Origin of the sequence: Nocardia aurea (assembly GCF_003123685.1) — a bacterium.
Lineage (GTDB): Bacteria > Actinomycetota > Actinomycetes > Mycobacteriales > Mycobacteriaceae > Nocardia > Nocardia aurea.
In genome coordinates, this window is the sequence record NZ_QCYJ01000127.1 from 525,167 (window position 1) to 547,419 (window position 22,253).

Here is a 22,253-nt window from a genome sequence, read left to right on the forward strand (position 1 = left end):
GGTTGCCCGAGGATTTCCGGATTGTCCGGCGCGACATGGACAGCGGACCACTACGGCGGAGGCCGCGGCTCCGACGGCCCCCCGGCGCCCGGGGTCGCGCCCGGCGGACGGACGCGCCGGCCCCTGGCATCGGGCAGCGCGATCGTGATGGGCCGAACCGGACGCTTCCGGTTCGGCGTCTCCCGCGCCCCGGAATCCGGTTGCCCGGCAGCCGAACCCGACCGATCCTCGGCCGCACCCTGCCCGCCGTCGACCCGCCCCGACGAGGATTCCGACCCGCCCGACGGAACATCCGGTCGCGGCGAACCGTGCGCGGTACCGCCGGAACGGCGCGCCCGCGGTGCTCCCTGGACGCCGGGCGACCCACCACCCGCCTGCGCTGAACCGTCAACGGGCGGGCCCGGAACGACACCGTGCGACGCCCCACTCACCTGCGGCGAACCGTGCGGAACGACACTGTGGGACGTTCCACTGGATTGCGGCGCGCTGTGCGCCCGGGAGGCCGGTTGAGGCGGAACAGGTCCCGATGTGCCCGAATAGGGCGGAACCACACCGTGCGAGGTTCCACTCGATTGCGGCGAACCATGCGGCGACGCGCTCGCGTGCGGCGGAACGGGTGCCGAAGTGCCCGGATACGGCGAAACCGCACCGTGCGAATTCCTACTCGCCTGTGGCGAACCATGCGGCGGAACGACTCCGTGCGAGGTTCCACTCGATTGCGGCGAACCGTGCGGCGGCGCGCCCGGGTTGGGCGGAACGGGCGCCGATGTGCCCGGATACGGCGGAACCACACCGTGTGAACTCCCGCTCGACTGCGGTGCTCCGTGCGGCGGCGCGACGCTGTGCGCGGTTCCGCTCGACTGCGGCGAACCGTGCGGCGGCGCGCCCGGATTGGGCGGAACCACGCTGTGCGACGTTCCGCTCGGTTGCCGCGGGTGGGGCGGGACGACGCTGTGCGACGTTCCGCTCGACCGATATCCGGGACCGTTCGGCCGGGCCTGGGGACCCGGTGGCGCGTGGGGTGGTTGCGGACCGTTCGGCGAAACCGGGGCGGGGCGAGCGGGGTTCGGGTACGGAGGGCGGGGCGGGGTCCCGACGCGGGTCGGGTCGACGTAGCCGGGGGGAAGTACTCCGGTGGGCGGTAGCGCGGCGGCGGGTGGCTGCGCCGGGTGCCGGGGGGCCGACGGGCGCGGGTGTGCGGGGCCCTGCGGGACGGGCGGCCGGACGGTGCCCGGATGCGCTTGACCGGCGCTGTTGTTCGGGTAGGGGGTTCCGGTGGCCTGGTAGCCGGTTCCGTTGGGCGCGTATCCCGTCGGGTACCCGGTGCGCGGTCCCTGGACCGGCGCCTGACCGGTACGGGCGGACGGATGCGGGGGCATTCCCACGGGGCCGGGCTGACCGACGGGGGTGACCGCCCGTCGCGCCGCCGCCGCGAAATCGGTGCAACTGGCGAATCTGTCGTCGGGTCGCTTGGCCATCGCGCGCGCGAGCACGGCGTCGAGGGCGGGGGGAATTCCCGGGCGCAACGGTCGCAGTGAGGGCACCTGACCGTAGAGGTGGCCGTTCATGACCGAGGCGGGGCTGGTCCCGTTGAACGGCGCGGTACCGGTCAGCATCCAGAACAGGGTGCAGGCCAGCGAATACTGGTCGGCGCGATGGTCGAGCGACTGTCCGCTCAACTGTTCGGGGGCGGCGTAGGCGAGGGTGGCGGTGATGGTGCCCGCGGATCCGAGGGTGGTGTCGCTGTCGCGCATACCGGCGATGCCGAAATCGGTGAGCAGCACCCGTTCCGGCTGCCCGATGGGCGCCTTGGCCAACAGGATGTTGGCCGGTTTCACATCGCGGTGCAGTACCCCGTTGGCGTGCGCGAAATCGAGTGCGGCACCGGTCTCGCCGATGATCTGCACGGCGCGCGCGGGCGCGAGCACGTTCACATCGACGCTGGCCGCGTCGGACCCGGCCACGAATTGCATGGAGATCCAGAGCTGGTCCTCTTCCGCGCCCCGGTCGTACACGGTGACGATATTCGGATGGTCCAGCTGCGCGACCAGATCGGCCTCGCGCTCGAATCTGCCACGCATCTCGGCGTCACCGTACAGATCGCGTTCGAGCAGTTTCAGGGCGGTCAGTCGCGGCAACCGCGGATGCTGAGCCAGATACACGGTGCCCATGCCACCCTGACCGAGCACACGCTTGATCACATATCCGGCGAAGGTCTCGCCAGTGCGCAACACGGTCTGATTCACCCCCCTCGTAGGGTCGAGCACGTGGATCCTAACGATGTATCTCTTCGGACCACGCGGGCGCAACATCCCATTATCCACCGGCACGGCCGCGAACATCGGCTGTCGGCGAGCTGTCGGTGCCAGTCATTAGGCTGAACCCATGCGCATTGGAGCACACGTACGGCTCGACAGCGACCCGATCGGCTTCGGTGAGAAACTCGGTGCCGAGGTCATCCAGTTGTTCGTCGTCGATCCGCAGAGCTGGGACAAGCCCACGCCGCATCCGCGAACCGAGGAGATCCTGGCCAGTCCCATCGATGTGGTGGTGCACTCGTCGTATCAGATCAACGTCGCCAGCCTGAACAACCGGCTGCGGATGCCCTCGCGCAACGCGGTCGCCCAGCAGGCGAAGGCCGCCGCCGAGCTCGGCGCCTTCGGCCTGGTGGTGCACGGCGGTCACGTCCGTTCCGACGCCGAGATCGAGGACGGGATCGTCAACTGGCGCAAGTTGTTCGAACGTCAGCAGGACAAGGGCGGTTTCGCCGTGCCGATCCTGATCGAGAACACCGCGGGCGGCAACCACGCGATGGCGCGGCATTTCGACTCGATCGGCAGGCTCTGGGACGCGGTCGGCGATTTCGGCGCCGGGTTCTGTCTGGATACCTGCCATGCCTGGGCGGGCGGGGAGGAATTGGTCGGCGTCGTCGAACGGATCAAGGCCATCACCGGCCGGATCGACCTGGTGCACCTGAACTCCTCGCGTGACGAATTCAACTCCGGCGCGGATCGGCACGCCAACTTCGCCGACGGCACCATCGACCCGGAACTACTGGCCGAGGTGTGCCGGACCGCCGACGCCCCGGTGATCCTGGAGACCCCCGCCGAAGGTGTCGCCGACGATCTGGCCTACCTGCGCGAACACCTGGGCTGAACGGTCCGCCCGGTCGGGGGCCGGGCGTCGCCGGTTGCGATCAGCGCGACGACAAACCTGGTCGGGACGCTGTCCCGGTGATGTGCTCGACGTCGTACCCACCCGACTTCGAGCAGCGAAGGTGATCACATGACGGTCGACTACGCCACCCCCCGCACCGCGACGGTGTCCAAACTCGGCTCCCGCATCGGCGCCAGGGTCGACGGCGTCCGGCTCGGCGCCGATCTGGACGCCACCACCGTCGGGGTGATCCGGGCCGCGCTGCTCGAGCACAAGGTGATCTTCTTCCGCGGCCAGGATCACCTGACCGAGGACGGCCAGTACGAATTCGCGCAGTTGCTCGGCACCCCGACCACCCCGCATCCCACGGTCACCTCCAAGGGCGTGAAAAGCCTGGCGATCGATTCCGAGAGCGGTCGTGCCAACAGCTGGCACACCGATGTCACCTTCGTCGACCGGATCCCGAAGGCGTCGATCCTGCGGGCGGTGCACCTACCGCCCTACGGCGGCTCGACCACCTGGGCCTCCACCGTCGCGGCCTACGAGTCGCTGCCCGAGCCGCTGAAGTTGCTCGCCGAGAATCTGCGCGCGGTGCACACCAACGTCTACGACTACGCCGCCTCGCACAACACGATCAGGGACAACCCGAATTCGACCGCCTACCGCGCCGAATTCGAGTCGACCTATTACGAGACCGAACACCCGGTGGTGCGGGTCCATCCGGAGACCGGTGAGAAGTCGCTGCTGGTCGGTCATTTCGTCAAGCATTTCGTCGGTCTGTCCTCGACGGAGTCGCAGGCGCTGTTCCGGCTGTTCCAGGATCGGGTGACCCGGCTGGAGAACACCACCCGCTGGGATTGGCAGCTGGGCGATGTCGCGATCTGGGACAACCGCGCCACCCAGCACTACGCGATCGACGACTACGACGACGCGCCGCGCCGCCTGACCCGCATCACGCTGGCGGGCGATGTCCCGGTCGGTGTCGACGGCAGGCGCAGCACCGTCGTCGCGGGCGATGCCGAGCACTACTCGATCGTCGAGGACGTCACCGAGGCCGCCTGACCGAGCGGGGCCCGGCCGGGCCCTCACCCCCGGCCGGGCCCCGCCCCGGCGATGAGGGACGGCACGGCGGTCGGACGCCGTGCCGTCGGACGAGGTGCGCGGCGCCGACCGGTGGTCGATAGTCCACACTGGTTGCCATGAGTATTCGGCCGTTGGACGGCGTTCGCGTCCTCGAGCTCGGCAATTACATCGCGGCGCCGACCGCCGGACGCATTCTCGGCGATTTCGGCGCCGAGGTGATCAAGGTCGAGCGGCCCGAGGTGGGTGACGAGTTACGCAACTGGCGGCTCTACGGCGGTGACACCTCGATGCTGTTCCGCACCGTGAACAGGAACAAGAAGTCGATCACGCTGGATCTGCGCACCGACCGGGGCCGCGAGATCGTGCTCGACCTCATCCGGCATTCGGATGTGCTGCTCGAGAATTTCCGTCCCGGCATGCTGGAGAAGTGGGGCCTGGGCCCCGAAGTCCTCGATGCCGTCAATCCCGATCTCGTCATCACCCGCATCTCCGCCTACGGGCAGACCGGTCCGCTGGCCGAACGCCCGGGATTCGCCGCGGTCGCCGAGGCGGTCGGCGGCCTGCGTGAACTCGTCGGCGATCCGGACCGTCCGCCGGTGCGCGTCGGAGTGTCCATCGGCGACTCGATCGCGGGCATCTACGCGGCATTCGGCACGGTCATGGCGCTGTTCCGGCGCGAGCGGGTCGGCGCGGGTTCGGTGGCGCTGTCCGAGCGCGTCATCGACGTCGCGCTGAACGAGGCCGTCCTGTCGGTGATGGAATCGCTGGTGCCGGACTATCTCGCCTACGGCATCAACCGGGAACGGGTCGGCGGCCGGATGGAGGGCATCGCCCCGAGCAACGCCTATCCGTGCGCGGACGGGGTCAGCATCATCATCGGCGGCAACGGCGACGCCATCTTCCAGCGCTACATGGCGGTGATCGATCGCCCGGATCTGGCCGCCGATCCCGAACTCCAGGACAACGCGGGCCGCTGGCGTCACCGGGAGCGGCTCGACGCGTCGATCGCCGAATGGACGATCCGCCACACCAGGGACGAGGCGTTGACGATTCTGGAAGGGGCCGCCATCCCCTGCGGTCCGATCTACACCGCCGCCGATATCGTCGCCGACGAGCAGTATCTGGCCCGCGACATGATCCAGCCGTTCGCGGTCGACGTCGGCGAACCCGAACCCAAGACCGTCGGATTCCCCGGCATCGTGCCCGTCATCGGCGGGAAATCGCTTCCCATCCGCAACGTCGGCCCCGATCTCGGCGAGCACACCCGCGAGGTGCTCACCGAACTCCTCGGCCGCAGCGCCGCCGAGGTCGACGCGATGGGGATCTCGTGAGCAGGCCGGGGCCCGAGCGTCGCCGTCCGATGGGCCGCGGTCGCTGGGAGACGCGCGCGCCCTCGCCGCGCAGGCCCACCGTGCATCCGAATCCGGCGGGAATCAACCGGAAGGCCTGGGCGGGCGTCATGTGCGTGCAGAACCGCAAGCGCGAGGAGAAGTGATGAAGGCGACCGAATCCGTGCTGCGCGATGTGACCCTGCGTGACGGTCTGCAACTCACCGGGAAGGTGCTGCCGGTCGAACACAAGGTGCGCGTCGTCCGGAAGCTGCTCGCACTCGGCGTGCCCGCGCTCGAGATCGGGTCCATGGCGCGGCCCGATCTGGTGCCGCCGATGGCCAACACCATGGATCTCATCGCCGAACTCACCCCCGAGGAATTGCGGCGGTGCTGGGTCTGGGTGGCGACGCCGCGCCATATCGAGAAGGCCGCGGCGGCGGGCGTGCGCAATTTCCAGTACTGCTTCTCCGCCTCGGATTCGCACAACAGGGCCAATATCGGACGCGGCACCGAGGACAGCGTCGCCGCGATGCCCGACGCGGTGCGTCTGGCCGAGGAGGCGGGCGGCGAGATCCAGCTCTGCCTGGCGACCAGTTTCACCTGCCCGTTCGAGGGGCCGGTCGATCCGGAGCGGGTACTCGCCATCGCCGCGGATCCCCGCACCGACGGTGCGGCCGACATCGTGATCGCCGACACCCTGGGCCAGGCCCATCCGGCTCAGGTGACGGAGCTGATCTCCGCGGTGGCGACGCGAACTCCGCCGCGCCGCATCGTCTTCCACGGCCACGACACCTGGGGTATGGGGGTGGCGAACACACTGGCCGCGCTCGCGGCGGGAGCCACCATGGTCGACGGTTCGCTCGGCGGTCTCGGCGGCTGCCCGTTCGCACCGGGGGCCAGCGGCAACACCTCGACCGAGGACATCCTCTTCGCCACCAGACCCGCCTGGTTCACCCCGTCCACGCTGGCCGGTCTGGTCGAGTTGACCGAGGAGCTGCTGGGCGATCTCGGCGAGCCCAATCGTTCACGAGCCGCGCAGGGGGCGCGTTCGGAGGCCGAGGCATTCGAGTGGGTGGCGCATCGGGCGTCGGCCTGATCCGCCGCACGGAAATCCTTCAGTCGCCGGGCTTGCCCTCGTCGGCGCGCAACTTGAGCAGGACCAGCCCGGACGTACAGGCCAGGATCAAACCCGCCACGGTGATCTCCACGTGCAGCCCGGCGATGCCGAGTACGGCCCCGACGAGGCCCGCGACGAAGAAAACCCATCCGAGGATCCGGAAAAGGATCCTGGGCACGGCGCGCACCGGCTGTGCCGAGTCACCGTGTGCCGGGTCGCCTTGTACCGAGTCGCCGTGCGCCGAGTCACTGTGTTCCGACTCGTCGTGCCGCTCCGATGCCGGGGCCTGCGCCTCGTCGACTTCGGGCGCGGAGCGCAACGGCGTTGTCGAGTATGCTCCCATCACCACTCCTCGATGACGCCGACAAGAGTATTGCCATCGCGCGGCTCGAGCGGCGCGTCTCTCATCTGATACAGGCGTCTCACGCGTAACTTCGATCACAACGCTACGACTCGCGCTGACGATTGTGGCGCGACACGTGTCCACGACACGCCGGTGAGACCAATTCGATATTTGAATCACCAATGTTTAAAACTGGTGGTCGCGGACCCGCCGACCGGTGTCCCACCTGGCTTGGGCGATCGACCTGGTTTATGGTGAGCCCACTCGAAAACACACGAGGAGAGACCCCGATGGTGAGCAGCAGGGCCAAGATCGCCGGTCCGGCGATCGCAGTCGGCGCCGTATCGCTCGGCCTGGTTCTCATCGGCGCGTGCGGTGTCGGACACCACGACATCTACGTGCCGCCGCCGCCGCTCGAACTCGGTCCGGCCGCCGCGGTGGCGACCATGCGCGACGGTTCGACCGTCACGGTGCCCAAGGTGATCATCCCGCCGTCCCCGACCTGGCAGATGGCGCCCGCGGGCCCGCCGCGCAGGCCCGCCGGATACACCCCGCCGTCGTCGACTTCGCCGGGCTCCGAACCGGACTCGGCGACCGAGTCGCCGGAATCCTCCACCCGGCCGGGACGGACGTCCCCCACGCGCACGACGACGCCGCCCGCCACCCACGGTTCGGATACCGAAGAGACCCCGACGACGACCCGAACCCGCACGCAGACGGCCGATCCGACCACCGTCGAGGAATCGGTGCCGACGACCCGCGCCCAGACGAGCACCGAGGAAGCCGCGGCCCTGGAGGAGACGCGCACCGAGGATTCGAGCGTCCCGCAACCCGGCGCCGGCGAACCGATCGTCATCGAACCGACGAACGCGGGCGCCACCACGGAATCGCCCATCGCGCCGATCCCGGAGTCACCCGTCGCGGAATCGACGACCACCACCGAGGACGCGACCACGGTCGTCCCGGGCCCGCTCGTCTCCGCCGACCCGACCGCGACGCCACGATGAACACCCATCGAGGGCTCCGAGCATCCGAATAACCCCGGACTCGAGCGCCACTCGATCCGCGCCGCCCCTCTGGCACACGAAAGGCCGGATGGTCGGCGCGAGTACCGAACCCGCACCGGCCATCCGGCCACCGTGGTAGCCGACCTACAGCTCCGGCAGTTCGTACTCCCCGACCCGCGCGGTCAGCACCGACAGGTGCTCGAGCGAGCCGCCGAGGGTGCGCTCGATCGCGGTCAGCCTGGCGACGTAGTGGCCCACCGGATATTCCGCGGTGACGCCGATGCCGCCGTGCATCTGGATCGCCTCCTGCCCGACATGCCGGGCCGAACGGCTGATCTGCAACCGGGCCCGCGAGCCGACGACCGGATCGACCGTGCCGTCCGCCAGCGACGCCGTGACGTACAGGCTCATACTGCGCGCCAGTTCCAGCGAGACGTACATGTTCGCCGCCCGCTGGGTCAGCGTCTGGAACTTCGACAGCGTGACACCGAACTGCTTGCGGGCCTTGAGGTAATCGGTCGTCAGCCGCAGCGCCTCCTCCATCGCGCCGATGGATTCGGCGCACAGCAGCGCCTGCGCGTGGGTCAGCGCCGACAGCACCGTCTCGGCGGCGTCCTGCGCGTCGCCCAGGAGTTCACCGGGCGCGTTGTCCAGTTCGATCTGGGCGCCGCGCGATCCGTCCACCGTGCTGTAGGACTTGCGGACCACGCCGGTCGCATCCGGCGCGACCAGGAACAGTCCGACACCGCCGCCCGGCAGCACCGCGCTGACGACGAGTTCGTCGGCGGCGTCACCGTGCGAGACCGGATTCTTCACACCGGTCAGCGTGTACGAATCGCCCTGCGCGGTGGCCGTGGTGGCCAGTTCGGACGACGGCCACCGTTTGCCCGGCTCGGCATGGGCGAAGGCGAGCAGTCTGGTGCCGCCCGCGATCTCGGGCAGGATGCGTCCGCGCTGCTCGGCGCTACCCGCGAGGGCGACGAGCGCACCCGGCACGTAGACCGCGTCCACGATCGGCTCGGGAGCCAGCCTGCGGCCGACCTCCTGCAACACGACCATGGTCTCGACCGGGCCCGCGCCGACGCCGCCGTCCTCCTCGGAGAAGGGAAGGCCGAGGACGCCGAGTTCGGCGAGCTGATTCCAGACGTCGCGACTCCAACCGAGGTCGGTATCGGTCACCTTGAGCCGGGTCTCCGGGTCGTAGGCGCGGGCGAGCAGGTCGCGGACGGTGTCACGCAGCATGACCTGTTCATCGGTGAGTTCGAAATCCATGATGGCCCCTCACAATCCGAGGATCGTGGAGGCGATGATGGTGCGCTGCACCTCGCTCGAACCTCCGTAGATGGTTGTCTTGCGGTAGTTCAGGTAGCCGGGACCGGTGCGCTGGGCCCAGGCCGGTGAGGCGATATCCTCCGCGCCGACCGGAATCGCGTCCGGTCCCGCGATGTCGAGCAGCAGTTCGGTGGCGGCCTGCTGCAATTCCGAACCGCGCATCTTCAGCACCGACGACACCGGATTCGGCTTGCCGTCCTCGGAGTTGGACACCACGCGCAGCTGGGTGAGTTCGAGCGCGAGCAGTTCGTTCTCCAGTTCGGCGACCCGCGCCGCGAACAGCGGGTCCTCCAGCAGGGTTCCCGCACCGGAGCTGGTCTGACGCGCGTATTCCTTCGCGACACCGAGTTTGACCTTGGTGCGTCCGACGCCCGTGATGCCGGTGCGCTCGTTGCCGAGCAGGAATTTGGCGTAGGTCCAGCCCATGTTCTCCTCGCCGACCAGCTGATCGGCGGGGACGCGGACATTCTCGAAGAAGACCTCGTTGACCTCGTATCCGCCGTCGATCAGCTTGATCGGGCGGATGGTGACGCCGGGACTCTTCACGTCGAACAGCAGGAAGGAGATGCCCGCCTGCTTCTTGGGCGCGTTCGGATCCGTGCGTACGAGACAGAAGATCCAATCCGCGTACTGGGCCAGGGTCGTCCAGATCTTCTGGCCGTTGACGATGTAGGAATCGCCGTCGCGGACCGCGGTGGTGCGCAGTGCGGCGAGGTCGGAACCCGCGTCGGGTTCGGAGAAGCCCTGGCACCACCAGATGTCCATGGCGGCGGTGGGCGGCAGGAACCGCTCCTTGATCTCCTGGGAACCGAAATGCGCGATGACCGGGCCGACCATCTGGGCGTTGAAGGTCAGCGGCTCGGGAACCGAGGCCAGCTGCATCTCGTCCTGCCAGATGTGGCGCTGGATCGGCGTCCAGTCCTTGCCGCCCCACTCCACCGGCCAGTTCGGCACGGCGAGCCCGTGGTCGTTGAGGATCTTGTGTGAGGTGACGACTTGCTCGCGGGACAGCTCCTTACCGTATTTCACACGCTCGCGGATCTCGGAGGGAATCTCGGAGCGATAGAACTGGCGCAGTTCGTCGCGGAAGGCGACCTCGTCGGGGGACAGGGATATTTTCATACATAGCTCCCATGGTGTCTCGTACGTCCGAGTGAAACCCTACCTCTCGGTAGTCTCCCGCTGACTCCGGGATCACACCAGGCAAACACGCAAACACGGGCAACCACCGGGCGACCCCGACGGCTACCCGGGCGCACTCCACGGCGAACTGGTAACTTGCTGCAGGTGGGGCCAGGGAAAACCCACGCGTTCGGCAGTCAAAGGGAGTTATGTAGTGAACGGCAGAACCTTCGCACGCGCGGCCACGGCAGTGACATCACTCGGCATCGGTGCGGTTCTGACCCTCGGCAGCGCGTCCGCCGAACCGGCGTCGCCGGTCGAGACCGCGCTCACCGACCTCACCGTGCGGGCGGGAGAGGACATCTCCGCACAGGCGGGCGTCGGAGCGCTGAAGGAGTACACCTCACTGCTCGACCTGCCCCAATTGCGTCACGTGGCGGCCAGTTTCATTCCCTTCGCCTACGCCGCCCCCACCTTCGGCTGCGGCAGCCACGGCCCGATCACCACCGTCATCGCGGCGGCGACCACCGAGGGCCCTCATCGCAACCAGGGCGTGAGCCCCGACCCCGGCACCCTGCGCTTCAGCGCCTCGCCCGCGCATACGGGCGCGCCGCTGAATTCGGGCCTCGTGGTGGCCTGGGTCAATATCAACAACGGCCGCAGCGGCCTGGACACACTCGACGACCGCACCGAGGTCGGACTGCCCACACTGTCCAAGACCATCGATTCCGGTCCAGGCACCGTGCTCGCCTCGATGTGGGGTGTCATCAACTATCCGTTCGCGAACTGCGTGATGACGCCGACCGTCGGCACCTTCGTCGTCCCCGATCTGCCCGCCGCCGCGCCTGCGGAAGCGGCCCCGGCCCCCGAATCCGCGGCCCCGACCACGCCGAGCCTCCCTCCGGTACCGCAGGCGGGGCCGGGCACCGGTTCACCGGCGCCCGCCGACGTTCCCACACCCGCCCCCGCGGCGCCCGCTCCGACTCCGGTGCCCGCGCCCGCCGCACCGCAGCCTCCCGCGGGCGCGGCGGTTCAGGGCGAAGTTCCTTCCGGCAGCTGAGTTCTCGTTCTCACCACCGTGCTGGACGCCGACGACGTGCGCCGGATCGCGCTCTCCTTTCCCGAGACCGCCGAGAAGGAGCGCTGGGACCATCCGACCTTCGACGTGGCGGGCAAGATGTTCGCCACCGTGCCCGATGATCAGACCTCGTTCGCGGTGCGCTGTCCGAAACCCGACCGGGACGAGTTGATCGCGGCCGAGCCGGACAAATTCTGGGTGCCCACCCACGAGGCATCCTCCTCGTGGGTGCGTGCGCGATTATCGGCGCTGGAGGACGCCGGGGAATTACGCGACATCCTCTTCGACTCCTGGCGGCAAGCGGCCCCGAGTCGTCTCCTCGACGACGCGTGAGCGCCTCTCGAGCGCGAGGCCGACTCATCGCGCGCCGACCATCGGCCGCCCACTCCCACAGGCGATCAGATGCGTGCCGGAGACAGGCCCCTCGTCAAGGCCGCGTGTCGGCCCACGCCTCCTCGGTGACGTAATGCCAGCGATATTCGGGTACCTCGACAACATCGGGCGTACAGGTCGCGCCGAAGTCGCCCGGGCCGCGCACTTCGGCCTCGCGCAGCGCCGACCCGACCGCGCAGCACACTTCCAGCGTGAAGCGGCGGCGACCCGAGGGGGATATCGCCGCGATGGTGCTGACGATCATCCGCAGCGTTCCCAGTGCCGATTCCCTTGCGGTGCGCCATTTTCGGCGTCTCGCGGTCACGGTTTCACCTCGATCGGCTCGACAGCGGGCTCGACGGCGAAATCGGCGGCGGGCTCGACCGTGCGTGCCGCCGGACGCAGGGCGAGCGCGACGACACCGGCCGCCAGGCCCGCGCCGATACCGAACAGGAAGGCGCGGTCCGAGGCCGCCAGCGCGTCCCCGAGGGTGGTCGAGGTGCCGATGACCGCGATCAGCACCGCGGTGCCGAGTACCGCGCCGAATTGCCGGAAGGCGGCGACGACGGCGCTTGCCGAGCCGTAGCGGGCGGCGGGAACATCGGTGACGGCCGCCGCGCCCAGAGCCGGGAAGGCCAGGCCGATTCCGATACCGACCAGACACTGTCCGGGCAGCCATGTGCCGAGGAAATCCGGTTCCGCACCCGCTCCGCGCAACCACAACAGGCCTGCCGCGTAGATCAGCGCGCCGGGGACGATCACCGCGCGATGTCCGAAACGGTCGGCGAGCCTGCCCGCGGGAACGGCGACGACGGTGGTGAGCAAGGGACCCGGCAGGACCGCGAGACCGGCCGTCAGCACGCTGTACTGCCAGACCCCGGTGAGAAAGAGAATATTGCCGAGGATCATCGAGAAGAAGGCCATCGCGAACAGCAGCGTGCCGAGATTGCCGAGAACGAAACTCGGGATGCGGGCGAGCGCCGGTTCCACGAGCGGTTGCGGATGGGTGGCGCAGCGACGGACCAGCCAGGCGACCAGAATCGCCGCGACGACGAAACAGGCGATGGTGCCGGGGCTGCCCCATCCCCAGTTGTGTCCCTCGATGATGGCGAGGGCGAGCAGTCCGAGTCCGATCGCGGCGAGCAGTGCCCCGAGCAGATCGGGAAGTCCGCTCTCGGTGCCGCGCGGGGTATCCCGCAGAGCCGCCCGGCCCGCCGCGAGGATGAGGAGTCCGACGGGGACGTTGACGAGGAAGATCCAGCGCCAGTCGCCGAATTCGATGAGCAGCCCGCCCAGCGGCGGACCGGCGCCCGCGGCGAGCGCGGCGGCCGCGCCCCAGATGCCGACGGCGGCGGCACGGCGCTCCAGCGGGAATTCGGGGAGCAGCAACGCCATCGACACCGGGGTGATGACGGCCGCCGCCACGCCCTGCATCGCGCGGGCTCCGACGAGGAACTCCCAGGTCGGCGCGAACGCGCAGGCGATCGAGGTGAGCACGAAAAGCGCTGTGCCCCAGAGCAGTAGCGGCTTGTGCCCGAAGCGGTCACCCAGTCCGCCCGCCGGGACGAGCAGTGCCGCCATGGCGATGAAGTATGCGTCGAGTACCCAGCTCAGTTCGGCGCGGTCGGCGTCGGGGAACGAGGCGGCGATATCGGGGAAGCTGACATTGACGATCGAAGTGTCGAGGAAGGCGAGGAACGCGCTGCCGCAGATAGCCAGAAGCGCCAGAGCACGTCGTTGCAACATGCAACTAGAAGCTAGGCGACGTAGTTGCGTTTTGCAACGGGGTATTCTGGCCTGGATGAAACACGATGATCTGCTGGGCAGTAACTGCGCCATCGAACGTTCGAGCGCGGTACTGGGTGAACGCTGGGTGATCGCGATCCTGCGCGCGGCCTATTTCCGCGCCCGCACCTTCGAGGACTATCAGCGCCGAACCGGCATCGCGCGCAATATCCTCACCGATCGACTCAACCGCCTGGTCGACTTCGGGATCATGGAACGGCGCGAATACGCCTCGGGTCCGCAGCGCAGCCTGCACGAATACCGACTGACTCCGGCGGGAATCGAGCTGTATCCGGTGATCGCCGCCATCCTCGCGTGGGGCGAGAAGCACACCGGACTCGTCAACGGGGCGCCGACACAATTGCGCCATCGTGGATGCGGAGAGATAACCCACGCCAAGGTCGTCTGCGAATGCTGCGGCGAAGAACTGCTGCCGAGCGATGTCGAGGTCGGTCCAGGACCGGGGGCGAACGCACCCGCCCCGCCCTGGCGTCCGCTATCCGAACGAACGGACCCGATCGAACCGGACCCGATCGGGCACTGACGCCGGATCGGGCGTTCCGCCGACCCGGATCAGCGAGCGAGCCGGACGTTCAGCACGGTGCCGACCTCGGTGCCGACGAACAGTTCGTCGCGCTGCCCAGGCACAGCGACCACCGACGTCATCGGCTGGCCGGTCAGCACCGTGCAGACCGCTCCCCCGCTGGGATCGACCCGGACGAGTTTGCCCGACAACGTGGTCACATACAGGATTCCGGCGTCGTCGATCAGCAGATCGTCGGCGAAATCGGGGATGCCCGCCACGCCGGTGGTGAGGTCGGCGAGCACGGCCCGGCGCTCGGGGGCGTCGATCGCGATGCCGACGACCTGCCCGAGCGCGCTGCCGTTCGCCGTCAGGTAGATCGTGCGGTCGCGGATCACGATGCCGTTGGCGCCCGAACCGCCGCCCGAGCCCGCCGCCCGAGCGGTCCATTCGGCGTCGATCGTGCCGTCCGCGCGGACCTTGATCACGCCCGCGTTCGTCGCGGCGATGTAGAGCGCCCCGTCCGGCCCGAATGCCGCGCCGTTGGGCATCGAGGCCAACCCGTCGACGAACACCTCGGGACGCGGTTGCACGACCCTGGGATCGAACCGGACCACACCGCCGGGACGTATCGCGCTGGTCGGCGCGTCCCCGTAGACGACGTACAGCAGTCCGTCGGGTCCGAGCCGAAGCGCGCCCGGGAATTCGACCGGCACCGTCGCCGTCAGCGCGCCGGTGCGGTCGTAGCGCTGGACGGCGTTGCGATACAGGCGTGCGACCCAGAGATTGCCGTCGGCGTCGAAGGTGACGTTCTCCGACCAGTCCAGAATCGGCACCTGAGCTGGGAGCACGGGGGTCGCCACGGCGGGCGCGCAACCGGCCACCGGGTCCGCCGAGGCCGTCGGCGCACCGGAAAGGCAGGTCACGGCGAGTGCGGCGAGGACGGGACGGGCCCAGCGAACGCGACTGCGATGCCGTTTCACGAACACGTCGATCCTCCTGGCTGCGGGGCGAATCCGCGCAGTCTAGTCGCATCCGCGGGATCTGTGTGAAGTACCCTGAGACGCAGAAGTTTTGGCACTATCTCCTAATGCTTTTCTTCGACGGCGCGCGTGGCCGGATGCACTATCGGCGGTGGCCGGTCGAAAACAACGTCGCGGTGGTGGTTCTCCTGCCGGGTCTGGGCCAGCACAGCGGCCATTATCACCGGCTCGCGAGGACCCTCAAGGCGATCGATGTCGAGATGTGGGCACTCGATACCGCAGGTCACGGACTGAGCGAGGGCGATCCAGAACATCCGGGCACCCTGGCCGAGCTGGTGGCGGACGCGACGAGGCTGGTCGAATTGACACGCGCGGAACTTCCACACACGCCGATGGTGCTGATGGGCCATTCGCTCGGCGCGGTCACCGCACTCGGCATGCTCGGCGCGGCCATCCCCGATATCGGCTCGGAGGCCGATCTGTCCGCCGTCGAGGCCAACGTGCCGGTGACGCCGAGTCTGCCCGTCGAGGACCTGACCGGTCTCGTGCTGTCCGGCGTGCCGAAGCGCGCGCTCGGCGGCGGTGTTCCCGGAGCGCTCGGCACCCCGATGCCCGCGCACCTTCCCGTGCTCGCCGTGCACGGAATGGAGGACCGCCGGGCGCCGATCGATGCGATGAGGGTATGGACTGCGCGCCACGAAACGGTAAATTTGCGTGAGTACGCCGACGCCGGACACGACCTGCTGCACGAGCCGGGGCACGCTCGGGTCGCCGGGGATATCGCGCAGTGGCTCCGAAACGCGGTGGTGGGGCTGGCTCGGCAACGCTGAGCCGGGGCGGCGAGCCGATCGGGCCGTCGCCACGGCACGACGAGGAAGGGGGATCGCGATGCGCTCGGATGTCACGGCTCTGAACAGGGCGGTCGACGAGGGACAGTTGTGGATCGACGGGGTGCTCGTCGCCGACGGCGCCCACGATCGCTGCGCCCGCAGGTACGAACAGCTGGCCGACGAGGTCGACGCTCAGATCCGACTGCTGAGCGAGGCGACCTCGCTGCCCGGATTCGGCGGTTTCGCCTCGGGTGCTGCCTTGCGCAGCGGTTTCGAGGGCAAGGCGGACGACGCGGTGGTACGGCTGCGCGAGTACGCCGACGCCGCGCGGGCCCTCGCGCAGACCTTCCGCGCCGCGGCCGCTGCCTACACCCGTTCCGATGACGAACTGGCGAGCGCGGTCGGCCGGATCGACCCGACGGGAGCGATCCGTGCGTGAACTACCGACGAACGCCGAACGCGGGGAGCACACCCGCCACGATCCCGAATACGCGCCGAATGTCGAGATATTCGACAACCTGACCCATCGCCAGATCCACGCGGGAGTGCAACTGCTCGACCCCGCCGCGCTCAGCGCGGGACAGCAGGCGTGGCAGGGATCCGCCACCGGGGTCGCGGACGCGGTGTCGCGAGCGCACACCGAGATTCGCGCGCTCATCGCCGACGGCTGGCGCGGTGGTGCGGCGCAGACCGCCGCCGACGCGGTCCGGTCCTTCGAACAGCACGGCCAGCAGCTCGCCGATGTGATGTCGGTGGTGGCGCAACGTCTCGGCCACGCCGGTGACGCCGCGGAGACATTGCGCGGCGCGGTGGGAGCACCGACCGCCGACGCGCCGGATCTGTCCGCCGCACTGCTGGATCCGAGTCAGGCGACCGCCAACAGCGCCACGCAGAAAGCCGCCGAACACGAACGCGGCGACGTGGTGCGCGCGATGGACAGCGTCTACACGAACGCGTTCATCCGTTCCGGGACCGATGTTCCCGCCTTCCCGGACGCGACACCGTCGGATTCACAGCGGGTTCCGGTCACGGCGACCACAGCGGTCGCACCGACGACTCCCGCGCCGCCAGCGAGCATCCCTGTGCACCAACCGGTTTCGGATGTGGACGTGGTGGGTCCCGCGACGGCGGTTCCCGAGGAGACCTCGTCACGGGCCGAACCCGTCGCGGCGCAGGCCACGACGGCGCAGGCGGTCACCGTTCCCGCCTCCCCCGTGCTCACCTCCGCCCCCCACGCGGTCGACGCGCCTTCGGTCCCCGCATCGACACAGACCGCCGCCACGACCGCACAGCAGGCCGCTCCGGCCGTGCCGGCGCTCGCCCCGGATCGTGTCACCGCGCCCGGTTCGGGGGTGACGACCGCGCCCGCCGCGGCGGCCCCGGTCGTCACGCCGACCGTTCCCGGCACCGGCGCCCAGAGCAATACCGAGGACGACCGTAAGCGGGACGAACGGCGACGCGACACCGGCGGCGACGCCGTCAACGGCATGGGCGCGGGTGCGATCGGCGGTCTGATGGGCGGCGCGCTCGCCACCTCCGCCGACAATGCCCGCTCCGGTTCCGGAATCGGGTCACCCCAGGTCAATCGCACCGCACGTCCCGAAGAGGACGAGGACGACGACCTGGAGTGGATCGACGACGACGATCTGACCTTCCTCGAGCCCGCCGACGAGCCGGACGAGTTGATCGGCGCGCTCGATCCCACCACACCGCCGGTGGTCGGGGACTGGACCGAACTGGAGTGAACTGGACGCTGACCCCCGACCAGTTCGCACTGGCCTGGGAGCGCACCGACGGCGACCGGATCCCCTATCCGCTCTCGGTGCGGCTCTCGGCCCGCGACACCGTGGAGCGCGCCGCGCAATTGCCCGCGCTGACCGCGTGGTGCGACCGGGTCCTCGACGCCGACCTGGAGGCGGCGCTGCGGGTGCTGGCCAGGCCGACGGTACGGCTGGAGGTGTACGGCGAGTGCGATCCGGCGGCCGCGCGGCGATCGCACGACGACCAGGAACCTGATCACTCGGTGCTGACCGATGCCGCACTCGGCGCCGAATCCGGCCGGGCGGCAACACCGCTCGCCACGGAACCGGACGACGAGGCGGTGGGCAGCCGGAATGTCCGCATCCCCGTCGCGGCCCGATCATCCGGGAACGGGCCCGCGCCGATCGCCCCGTACGTGGTGCGGGCACCGGCATACGGCCGGTCCGGCGACGGACCGGGCCCACACCGCGCGGCGGCCCCGAATTCCGAGGCCGCCGGGCGCACCGGTGATCCCGAAACCGTCGCGGGCCCGCGCCCGGTGCGGGTCCTGGGCGCGACGGCGGGCCATATCGCGGTGGTGGCGGCCCAGCGGCCCGGTTCCGCCCCGGATCGCGGCGGTGATATTCGTCTCTTCATCGGCGGACCGAAAAGTCTTGCCGCCCGCGTGATCTCGACGCTTCCGGAGAACCCGCCCGGCACCTCGGCCCGGCTCGTCGCACCGCTGCCGCGCGTGCGCGAGGACAGCAGGGATCTGGTGACCGTTCCGGTGGCCGGTCCCACCGCGCCCGCCCGGATCCGCCGTCTGCTCGGCAGGCCACGCGACGGCATCGGCCAGATCGTGGTCTCGGCCACGCGCGCCGACGGCGAGCTGCACCCGTTCGGGGTGCTGTGCTGGGTCGATATCACCGGCGACGGGCGGTACGCGATCCGCACGGGCGCGGACGTCGATGTCATCCCGGTCGACGCCGACGGTTTCGCCGCCCAATTGCGTCCCATGCTCAACGCGGCGGGCCGATCGAGCGCGAATTCGCGCTGATCCGCGTGCGCGAGCGGCGCACTGTGCCGACACCGCCGTCAGCGCAGCAGATCGGTGACCTCGTCGTCGGCGAGCTGGTGGAAATCGCGGAAGGCGGACCCGACACCGCCGAGGGATTCCGGCACCAGCGGGCAGATCACCTCGTCGGCCTCCCCCTCGACCCGTCGCACGGCTTCGGGCGAGGACACCGGGACGGCGACCACGATGCGCTCGGGCCGCCGCAGCCGCGCGACACGGCAGGCGACGACCACCGTCGCACCGGTCGCCATGCCGTCGTCGACGATGACCAGGGTGCGCCCCGCGATCGGGATCGGCGCGGCGTCGCCCCGCCACATCGTGCGGCGACGTTCCAGTTCGGCGCGCTCACGCGCCTCGACCCTGTCGAATTCGACCGCGGGAACCCGGGATTGAGCGAGCACGTCGGGATTGCGCACCAGGGTGCCGTCCTCGCCGATCGCCCCCATGGCCAGCTCCGGCTGCCACGGCACGCCGAGTTTGCGGACGAGCAGGATGTCCAGGTCACCACCGATGACGTCGCGGACCGCCGCCGCCACCGGAACGCCCCCGCGCGGCAGCCCGAGCACCAGCGGCAGCGACGCGCGCAGGTGTTCCAGTTCGGCCCCCAGTGCGCGACCGGCGGCCGCCCGATCGGTGTAGCCCATCGGTTCGAACGCTACTCCTGGCCCCGCTCGGTGATCGAGAATCGGCGCAATGCCAGGCTCGGGTTCGCGGCACGGACGGCGGCCAACTGTTCGAGGTCGACCTCGGCGGTGATGACACCCGGCCCGTCGCCGAGTTCGGCCATGATCCGCCCCGTCGGGTCGACGATCATCGACGCGCCCGCGCCGCGCGGCGCGGCCTGGTCCGCGGCGGCGATGTAGACGGTGTTCTCGATGGCGCGGGCCCGTACCAGCGTGGTCCACTGATCCACCTTGGCCGGACCGGGAATCCACTGCGCGGGCAGCAGCAGCACCTGCGCGCCCGCGACCGCGCTGCGCCGGAAGCCCTCGGGGAAGCGGAGGTCGAAACAGGTCTGCATGCCGAATGTCACACCGCCCGCCTCGAATGTGGCGGGGGTCTCGATGACGCCCGGTTCGACCACCTCGGATTCGCGATGTCCGAAGGCGTCGTAGAGGTGCACTTTGCGGTAGCGCGCGATCTGTGTCCCCGAGGGGTCGAAGGCTACGAGTGTATTGCGGATACGTTCCGATCCAGGATCGCCGCGCTCCACCGTTCCGGCCACCAGATGCACGCCGAACTCCGCGGCGATCGCCCCGAGTCCGGAGACGAACGGGCCGGTCAGCGGTTCGGCGACGGCCACGACCCGCTCGTCGAGCCGCGAGACCGCGTACATGGAGTACTCGGGCGCGACGACGACCTTCGCACCGCTCTGGACGGCCGCCGCGACGTGCTCACGCAGCGCCTCCAGATTGTCCGGCGGCTGCTTTCCCGGCGCGAATTGGATGACGGCCACCGACATCTTCGCGGTTGCCCGGTCGTGATCCGCGGGCGGGTCATTCGATCGCATAGGTCTCACCGTATTGGGCCGGTGGCCGGGACAGCTACTACAAGGCAGTAAAGTACTGGTCAATGAGCACCAATGAGGTCGACAGCGTTTCTGGCGACAACGACAGGGACAACGACGGCCCGACCTTCGCCGATCTGGGGATCGATGACCGCCTTCTCGCGGCCATCGCCGATGTCGGCTACGAGTCGCCGTCGCCGATCCAGGCCGCGACGATTCCGCCGCTGCTCTCCGGCGCAGACGTGGTCGGCCTCGCCCAGACCGGAACGGGTAAAACCGCGGCTTTCGCGATCCCGATCCTCATGGGACTGGAAATCATCGGCAAGCAGCCGCGCGCGCTGGTGCTGGCACCCACCAGGGAACTGGCGATCCAGGTGGCCGAGGCGTTCGGCCGCTACGCCGCGCACATCCCCGGTCTCAACGTGCTGCCGATCTACGGCGGCCAGAGCTACGGCGTGCAGTTGTCCGGACTGCGCCGCGGCGCGCACGTGGTCGTCGGCACCCCCGGTCGCGTGATCGATCACCTGGAGAAGGGCACGCTCGACCTGTCGCAGCTGCAATACCTGGTGCTCGACGAGGCCGACGAGATGCTCAAGATGGGCTTCCAGGAGGACGTCGAGCGCATCCTCGCCGATACGCCCAAGGACAAGCAGGTCGCGCTGTTCTCGGCCACCATGCCGCCCGCGATCCGCAAGATCTCCAAGCAGTACCTGCGCGAACCGGTCGAGATCACGGTCAAGACCAAGACCACGACCAACGTCAATATCAACCAGCGCTGGGTGCAGGTCTCCCACCAGCGCAAACTCGACGCGCTCACCCGAATCCTCGAGGTCGAGTCGTTCGAGGCGATGATCATCTTCGTGCGCACCAAGCAGGGCACCGAGGAACTGGCCGAGAAGTTGCGCGCCCGCGGATTCTCCGCCGCCGCGATCAACGGCGATATCGCGCAGAATCAGCGCGAGCGGACCATCGGACAGCTCAAGTCGGGCACGCTCGACATCCTGGTCGCCACCGACGTGGCCGCCCGCGGTCTCGACGTCGACCGCATCTCGCACGTGGTCAACTACGACATCCCGCACGACACCGAGTCCTACGTGCACCGCATCGGCCGCACCGGCCGGGCCGGGCGCAGCGGCGAGGCGCTGCTGTTCGTCGCGCCGAGGGAACGGCATCTGCTCAAGGCCATCGAACGCGCCACCCGGCATCCGCTGACCGAGATGCAGCTGCCGAGCGTCGAGGACGTGAACGCCCAGCGGGTCGCGAAATTCGGTGACACCATCACCGAGAACCTGTCGAACCCGAACCTGGCGCTGTTCCGCACCCTCATCGAGGATTACGAACGCGAGCACAACATCCCGCTGGTCGATATCGCCGCGGCGCTGGCCGTCGGCTCCTACGACGGCGACAACTTCTTCATGGAGCCCGAACCGGAGCCGGTGGAACGTCCGCAGCGCGCGCCGCGTGACCGTCCGGCCCGTGGCTTCGACGAGGATCGCGGCACCGGCTTCAGCCGGACCAGCGGCGCCGAACTGGCCACCTACCGGATCAGTGTCGGCAAACGGCACCGCGTGGTGCCGGGCGCGATCGTGGGCGCCATCGCCAACGAAGGCGGTTTGCGGCGCAGCGATTTCGGGCATATCAGCATCCGACCGGATCACAGTCTGGTCGAGTTGCCCGCCGATCTGTCCAACGAGACGCTCGAAGCGTTGCGGCGCACCAGGATCAGCGGCGTGCTGATCCAGCTCCAGCTGGATTCGGGCCCGCCGCAGAGCCGCTCGTTCACCCGTGGTCCGCGCACCGAGCACAGCGCCCCGAAGCGGTTCGAGAGGCGTAAGCCACGCTCCTGAGCCGGGCAGGGTTCACCGAGGT

Annotated in this window: 23 protein-coding genes; 14 read left to right on the forward strand and 9 right to left on the reverse strand. The window is 69.3% G+C overall.

The window, feature by feature from the left end; translation table 11 throughout:
• Positions 1 to 50: 50 nt before the first annotated feature.
• Positions 51 to 2,246 carry a serine/threonine-protein kinase gene (locus DAT37_RS46290; protein WP_408637457.1) on the reverse strand — a complete coding sequence of 732 codons (2,196 nt, stop codon included), beginning with the start codon at positions 2,244 to 2,246 and terminating at the stop codon, positions 51 to 53.
• A gap of 139 nt (positions 2,247 to 2,385) precedes the next feature.
• On the opposite strand from DAT37_RS46290, the gene DAT37_RS31315 reads away from it, so the two are divergent.
• The 5 genes from DAT37_RS31315 (at position 2,386) to DAT37_RS31330 (ending at position 6,666) form a co-directional block, all read left to right on the forward strand.
• Complete coding sequence (locus DAT37_RS31315) at positions 2,386 to 3,156, forward strand: deoxyribonuclease IV (RefSeq protein ID WP_109528431.1); 771 nt, start codon at positions 2,386 to 2,388, stop codon at positions 3,154 to 3,156.
• Between the two features lie 129 nt (positions 3,157 to 3,285).
• A complete protein-coding gene (locus tag DAT37_RS31320) occupies positions 3,286 to 4,218 on the forward strand; it encodes a TauD/TfdA dioxygenase family protein (protein ID WP_109528432.1) in 933 nt (310 codons plus the stop codon).
• A gap of 137 nt (positions 4,219 to 4,355) precedes the next feature.
• Positions 4,356 to 5,570, forward strand: a complete 1,215-nt coding sequence (locus tag DAT37_RS31325) for a CaiB/BaiF CoA transferase family protein (protein ID WP_109528433.1) — start codon at positions 4,356 to 4,358, stop codon at positions 5,568 to 5,570.
• The gene (locus tag DAT37_RS44405; RefSeq protein ID WP_157978793.1) at positions 5,567 to 5,734 is read left to right on the forward strand and encodes a hypothetical protein; all 168 of its coding nucleotides are present in this window, start codon (positions 5,567 to 5,569) and stop codon (positions 5,732 to 5,734) included. Before DAT37_RS31325 ends, DAT37_RS44405 begins: the two co-directional genes overlap by 4 nt.
• Positions 5,734 to 6,666: a beta/alpha barrel domain-containing protein gene (locus DAT37_RS31330; RefSeq protein ID WP_109528434.1), complete on the forward strand. Its 933-nt coding sequence runs from the start codon at positions 5,734 to 5,736 to the stop codon at positions 6,664 to 6,666. Before DAT37_RS44405 ends, DAT37_RS31330 begins: the two co-directional genes overlap by 1 nt.
• Positions 6,667 to 6,685: 19 nt before the next feature.
• On the opposite strand, the gene DAT37_RS31335 is transcribed toward DAT37_RS31330, so the two are convergent.
• The gene (locus DAT37_RS31335) at positions 6,686 to 7,030 is read right to left on the reverse strand and encodes a hypothetical protein (protein ID WP_157978794.1); all 345 of its coding nucleotides are present in this window, start codon (positions 7,028 to 7,030) and stop codon (positions 6,686 to 6,688) included.
• Positions 7,031 to 7,320: 290 nt separating this feature from the next.
• On the opposite strand from DAT37_RS31335, the gene DAT37_RS31340 reads away from it, so the two are divergent.
• The gene (locus tag DAT37_RS31340; protein WP_109528436.1) at positions 7,321 to 8,037 is read left to right on the forward strand and encodes a hypothetical protein; all 717 of its coding nucleotides are present in this window, start codon (positions 7,321 to 7,323) and stop codon (positions 8,035 to 8,037) included.
• A gap of 144 nt (positions 8,038 to 8,181) precedes the next feature.
• Here DAT37_RS31340 and DAT37_RS31345 read toward each other — a convergent pair whose 3' ends face one another.
• Both DAT37_RS31345 and DAT37_RS31350 read right to left on the reverse strand, forming a co-directional pair.
• Positions 8,182 to 9,309 carry an acyl-CoA dehydrogenase family protein gene (locus DAT37_RS31345; protein WP_109528437.1) on the reverse strand — a complete coding sequence of 376 codons (1,128 nt, stop codon included), beginning with the start codon at positions 9,307 to 9,309 and terminating at the stop codon, positions 8,182 to 8,184.
• 9 nt (positions 9,310 to 9,318) lie between these two features.
• The gene (locus tag DAT37_RS31350) at positions 9,319 to 10,491 is read right to left on the reverse strand and encodes an acyl-CoA dehydrogenase family protein (protein ID WP_109528438.1); all 1,173 of its coding nucleotides are present in this window, start codon (positions 10,489 to 10,491) and stop codon (positions 9,319 to 9,321) included.
• 214 nt (positions 10,492 to 10,705) lie between these two features.
• Here DAT37_RS31350 and DAT37_RS31355 point away from each other — a divergent pair, with 214 nt between their 5' ends.
• Positions 10,706 to 11,551: a hypothetical protein gene (locus tag DAT37_RS31355; protein ID WP_109528439.1), complete on the forward strand. Its 846-nt coding sequence runs from the start codon at positions 10,706 to 10,708 to the stop codon at positions 11,549 to 11,551.
• 18 nt (positions 11,552 to 11,569) lie between these two features.
• Complete coding sequence (locus DAT37_RS31360) at positions 11,570 to 11,902, forward strand: MmcQ/YjbR family DNA-binding protein (protein WP_109528440.1); 333 nt, start codon at positions 11,570 to 11,572, stop codon at positions 11,900 to 11,902.
• A 94-nt stretch (positions 11,903 to 11,996) separates the two neighbouring features.
• On the opposite strand, the gene DAT37_RS31365 is transcribed toward DAT37_RS31360, so the two are convergent.
• The gene (locus DAT37_RS31365; RefSeq protein ID WP_157978795.1) at positions 11,997 to 12,266 is read right to left on the reverse strand and encodes a hypothetical protein; all 270 of its coding nucleotides are present in this window, start codon (positions 12,264 to 12,266) and stop codon (positions 11,997 to 11,999) included.
• Positions 12,263 to 13,687: an MFS transporter gene (locus DAT37_RS31370; RefSeq protein ID WP_232840109.1), complete on the reverse strand. Its 1,425-nt coding sequence runs from the start codon at positions 13,685 to 13,687 to the stop codon at positions 12,263 to 12,265. The genes DAT37_RS31365 and DAT37_RS31370 overlap by 4 nt, the downstream gene beginning before the upstream one ends.
• Before the next feature lie 55 nt (positions 13,688 to 13,742).
• On the opposite strand from DAT37_RS31370, the gene DAT37_RS31375 reads away from it, so the two are divergent.
• Complete coding sequence (locus DAT37_RS31375; RefSeq protein ID WP_157978796.1) at positions 13,743 to 14,270, forward strand: winged helix-turn-helix transcriptional regulator; 528 nt, start codon at positions 13,743 to 13,745, stop codon at positions 14,268 to 14,270.
• A 29-nt stretch (positions 14,271 to 14,299) separates the two neighbouring features.
• Here the strand turns inward: DAT37_RS31375 and DAT37_RS31380 are convergent, their stop codons facing one another.
• A complete protein-coding gene (locus DAT37_RS31380; RefSeq protein WP_109528443.1) occupies positions 14,300 to 15,238 on the reverse strand; it encodes an SMP-30/gluconolactonase/LRE family protein in 939 nt (312 codons plus the stop codon).
• A 101-nt stretch (positions 15,239 to 15,339) separates the two neighbouring features.
• Here DAT37_RS31380 and DAT37_RS31385 point away from each other — a divergent pair, with 101 nt between their 5' ends.
• From DAT37_RS31385 to DAT37_RS31400, 4 genes are read left to right on the forward strand one after another with little or no spacing between them, the layout of a single operon-like run.
• The gene (locus DAT37_RS31385; RefSeq protein WP_109528444.1) at positions 15,340 to 16,062 is read left to right on the forward strand and encodes an alpha/beta hydrolase; all 723 of its coding nucleotides are present in this window, start codon (positions 15,340 to 15,342) and stop codon (positions 16,060 to 16,062) included.
• A 58-nt stretch (positions 16,063 to 16,120) separates the two neighbouring features.
• Positions 16,121 to 16,501, forward strand: a complete 381-nt coding sequence (locus DAT37_RS31390) for a hypothetical protein (RefSeq protein WP_109528445.1) — start codon at positions 16,121 to 16,123, stop codon at positions 16,499 to 16,501.
• Positions 16,494 to 17,807 carry a WXG100 family type VII secretion target gene (locus DAT37_RS31395; protein ID WP_109528446.1) on the forward strand — a complete coding sequence of 438 codons (1,314 nt, stop codon included), beginning with the start codon at positions 16,494 to 16,496 and terminating at the stop codon, positions 17,805 to 17,807. The genes DAT37_RS31390 and DAT37_RS31395 overlap by 8 nt, the downstream gene beginning before the upstream one ends.
• Entirely contained in the window at positions 17,804 to 18,859 is a 1,056-nt protein-coding gene (locus DAT37_RS31400) for an ESX secretion-associated protein EspG (RefSeq protein WP_109528447.1), read from the forward strand. Before DAT37_RS31395 ends, DAT37_RS31400 begins: the two co-directional genes overlap by 4 nt.
• Positions 18,860 to 18,897: 38 nt before the next feature.
• Here DAT37_RS31400 and DAT37_RS31405 read toward each other — a convergent pair whose 3' ends face one another.
• Both DAT37_RS31405 and DAT37_RS31410 read right to left on the reverse strand, forming a co-directional pair.
• The gene (locus tag DAT37_RS31405; RefSeq protein ID WP_109528448.1) at positions 18,898 to 19,521 is read right to left on the reverse strand and encodes a phosphoribosyltransferase; all 624 of its coding nucleotides are present in this window, start codon (positions 19,519 to 19,521) and stop codon (positions 18,898 to 18,900) included.
• 11 nt (positions 19,522 to 19,532) lie between these two features.
• Positions 19,533 to 20,387, reverse strand: a complete 855-nt coding sequence (locus DAT37_RS31410) for a carbon-nitrogen hydrolase family protein (RefSeq protein WP_198654513.1) — start codon at positions 20,385 to 20,387, stop codon at positions 19,533 to 19,535.
• A 62-nt stretch (positions 20,388 to 20,449) separates the two neighbouring features.
• On the opposite strand from DAT37_RS31410, the gene DAT37_RS31415 reads away from it, so the two are divergent.
• Positions 20,450 to 22,231, forward strand: coding sequence for a DEAD/DEAH box helicase (locus DAT37_RS31415; RefSeq protein WP_109528449.1), 1,782 nt, complete (start codon positions 20,450 to 20,452; stop codon positions 22,229 to 22,231).
• Positions 22,232 to 22,253: the final 22 nt, after the last annotated feature.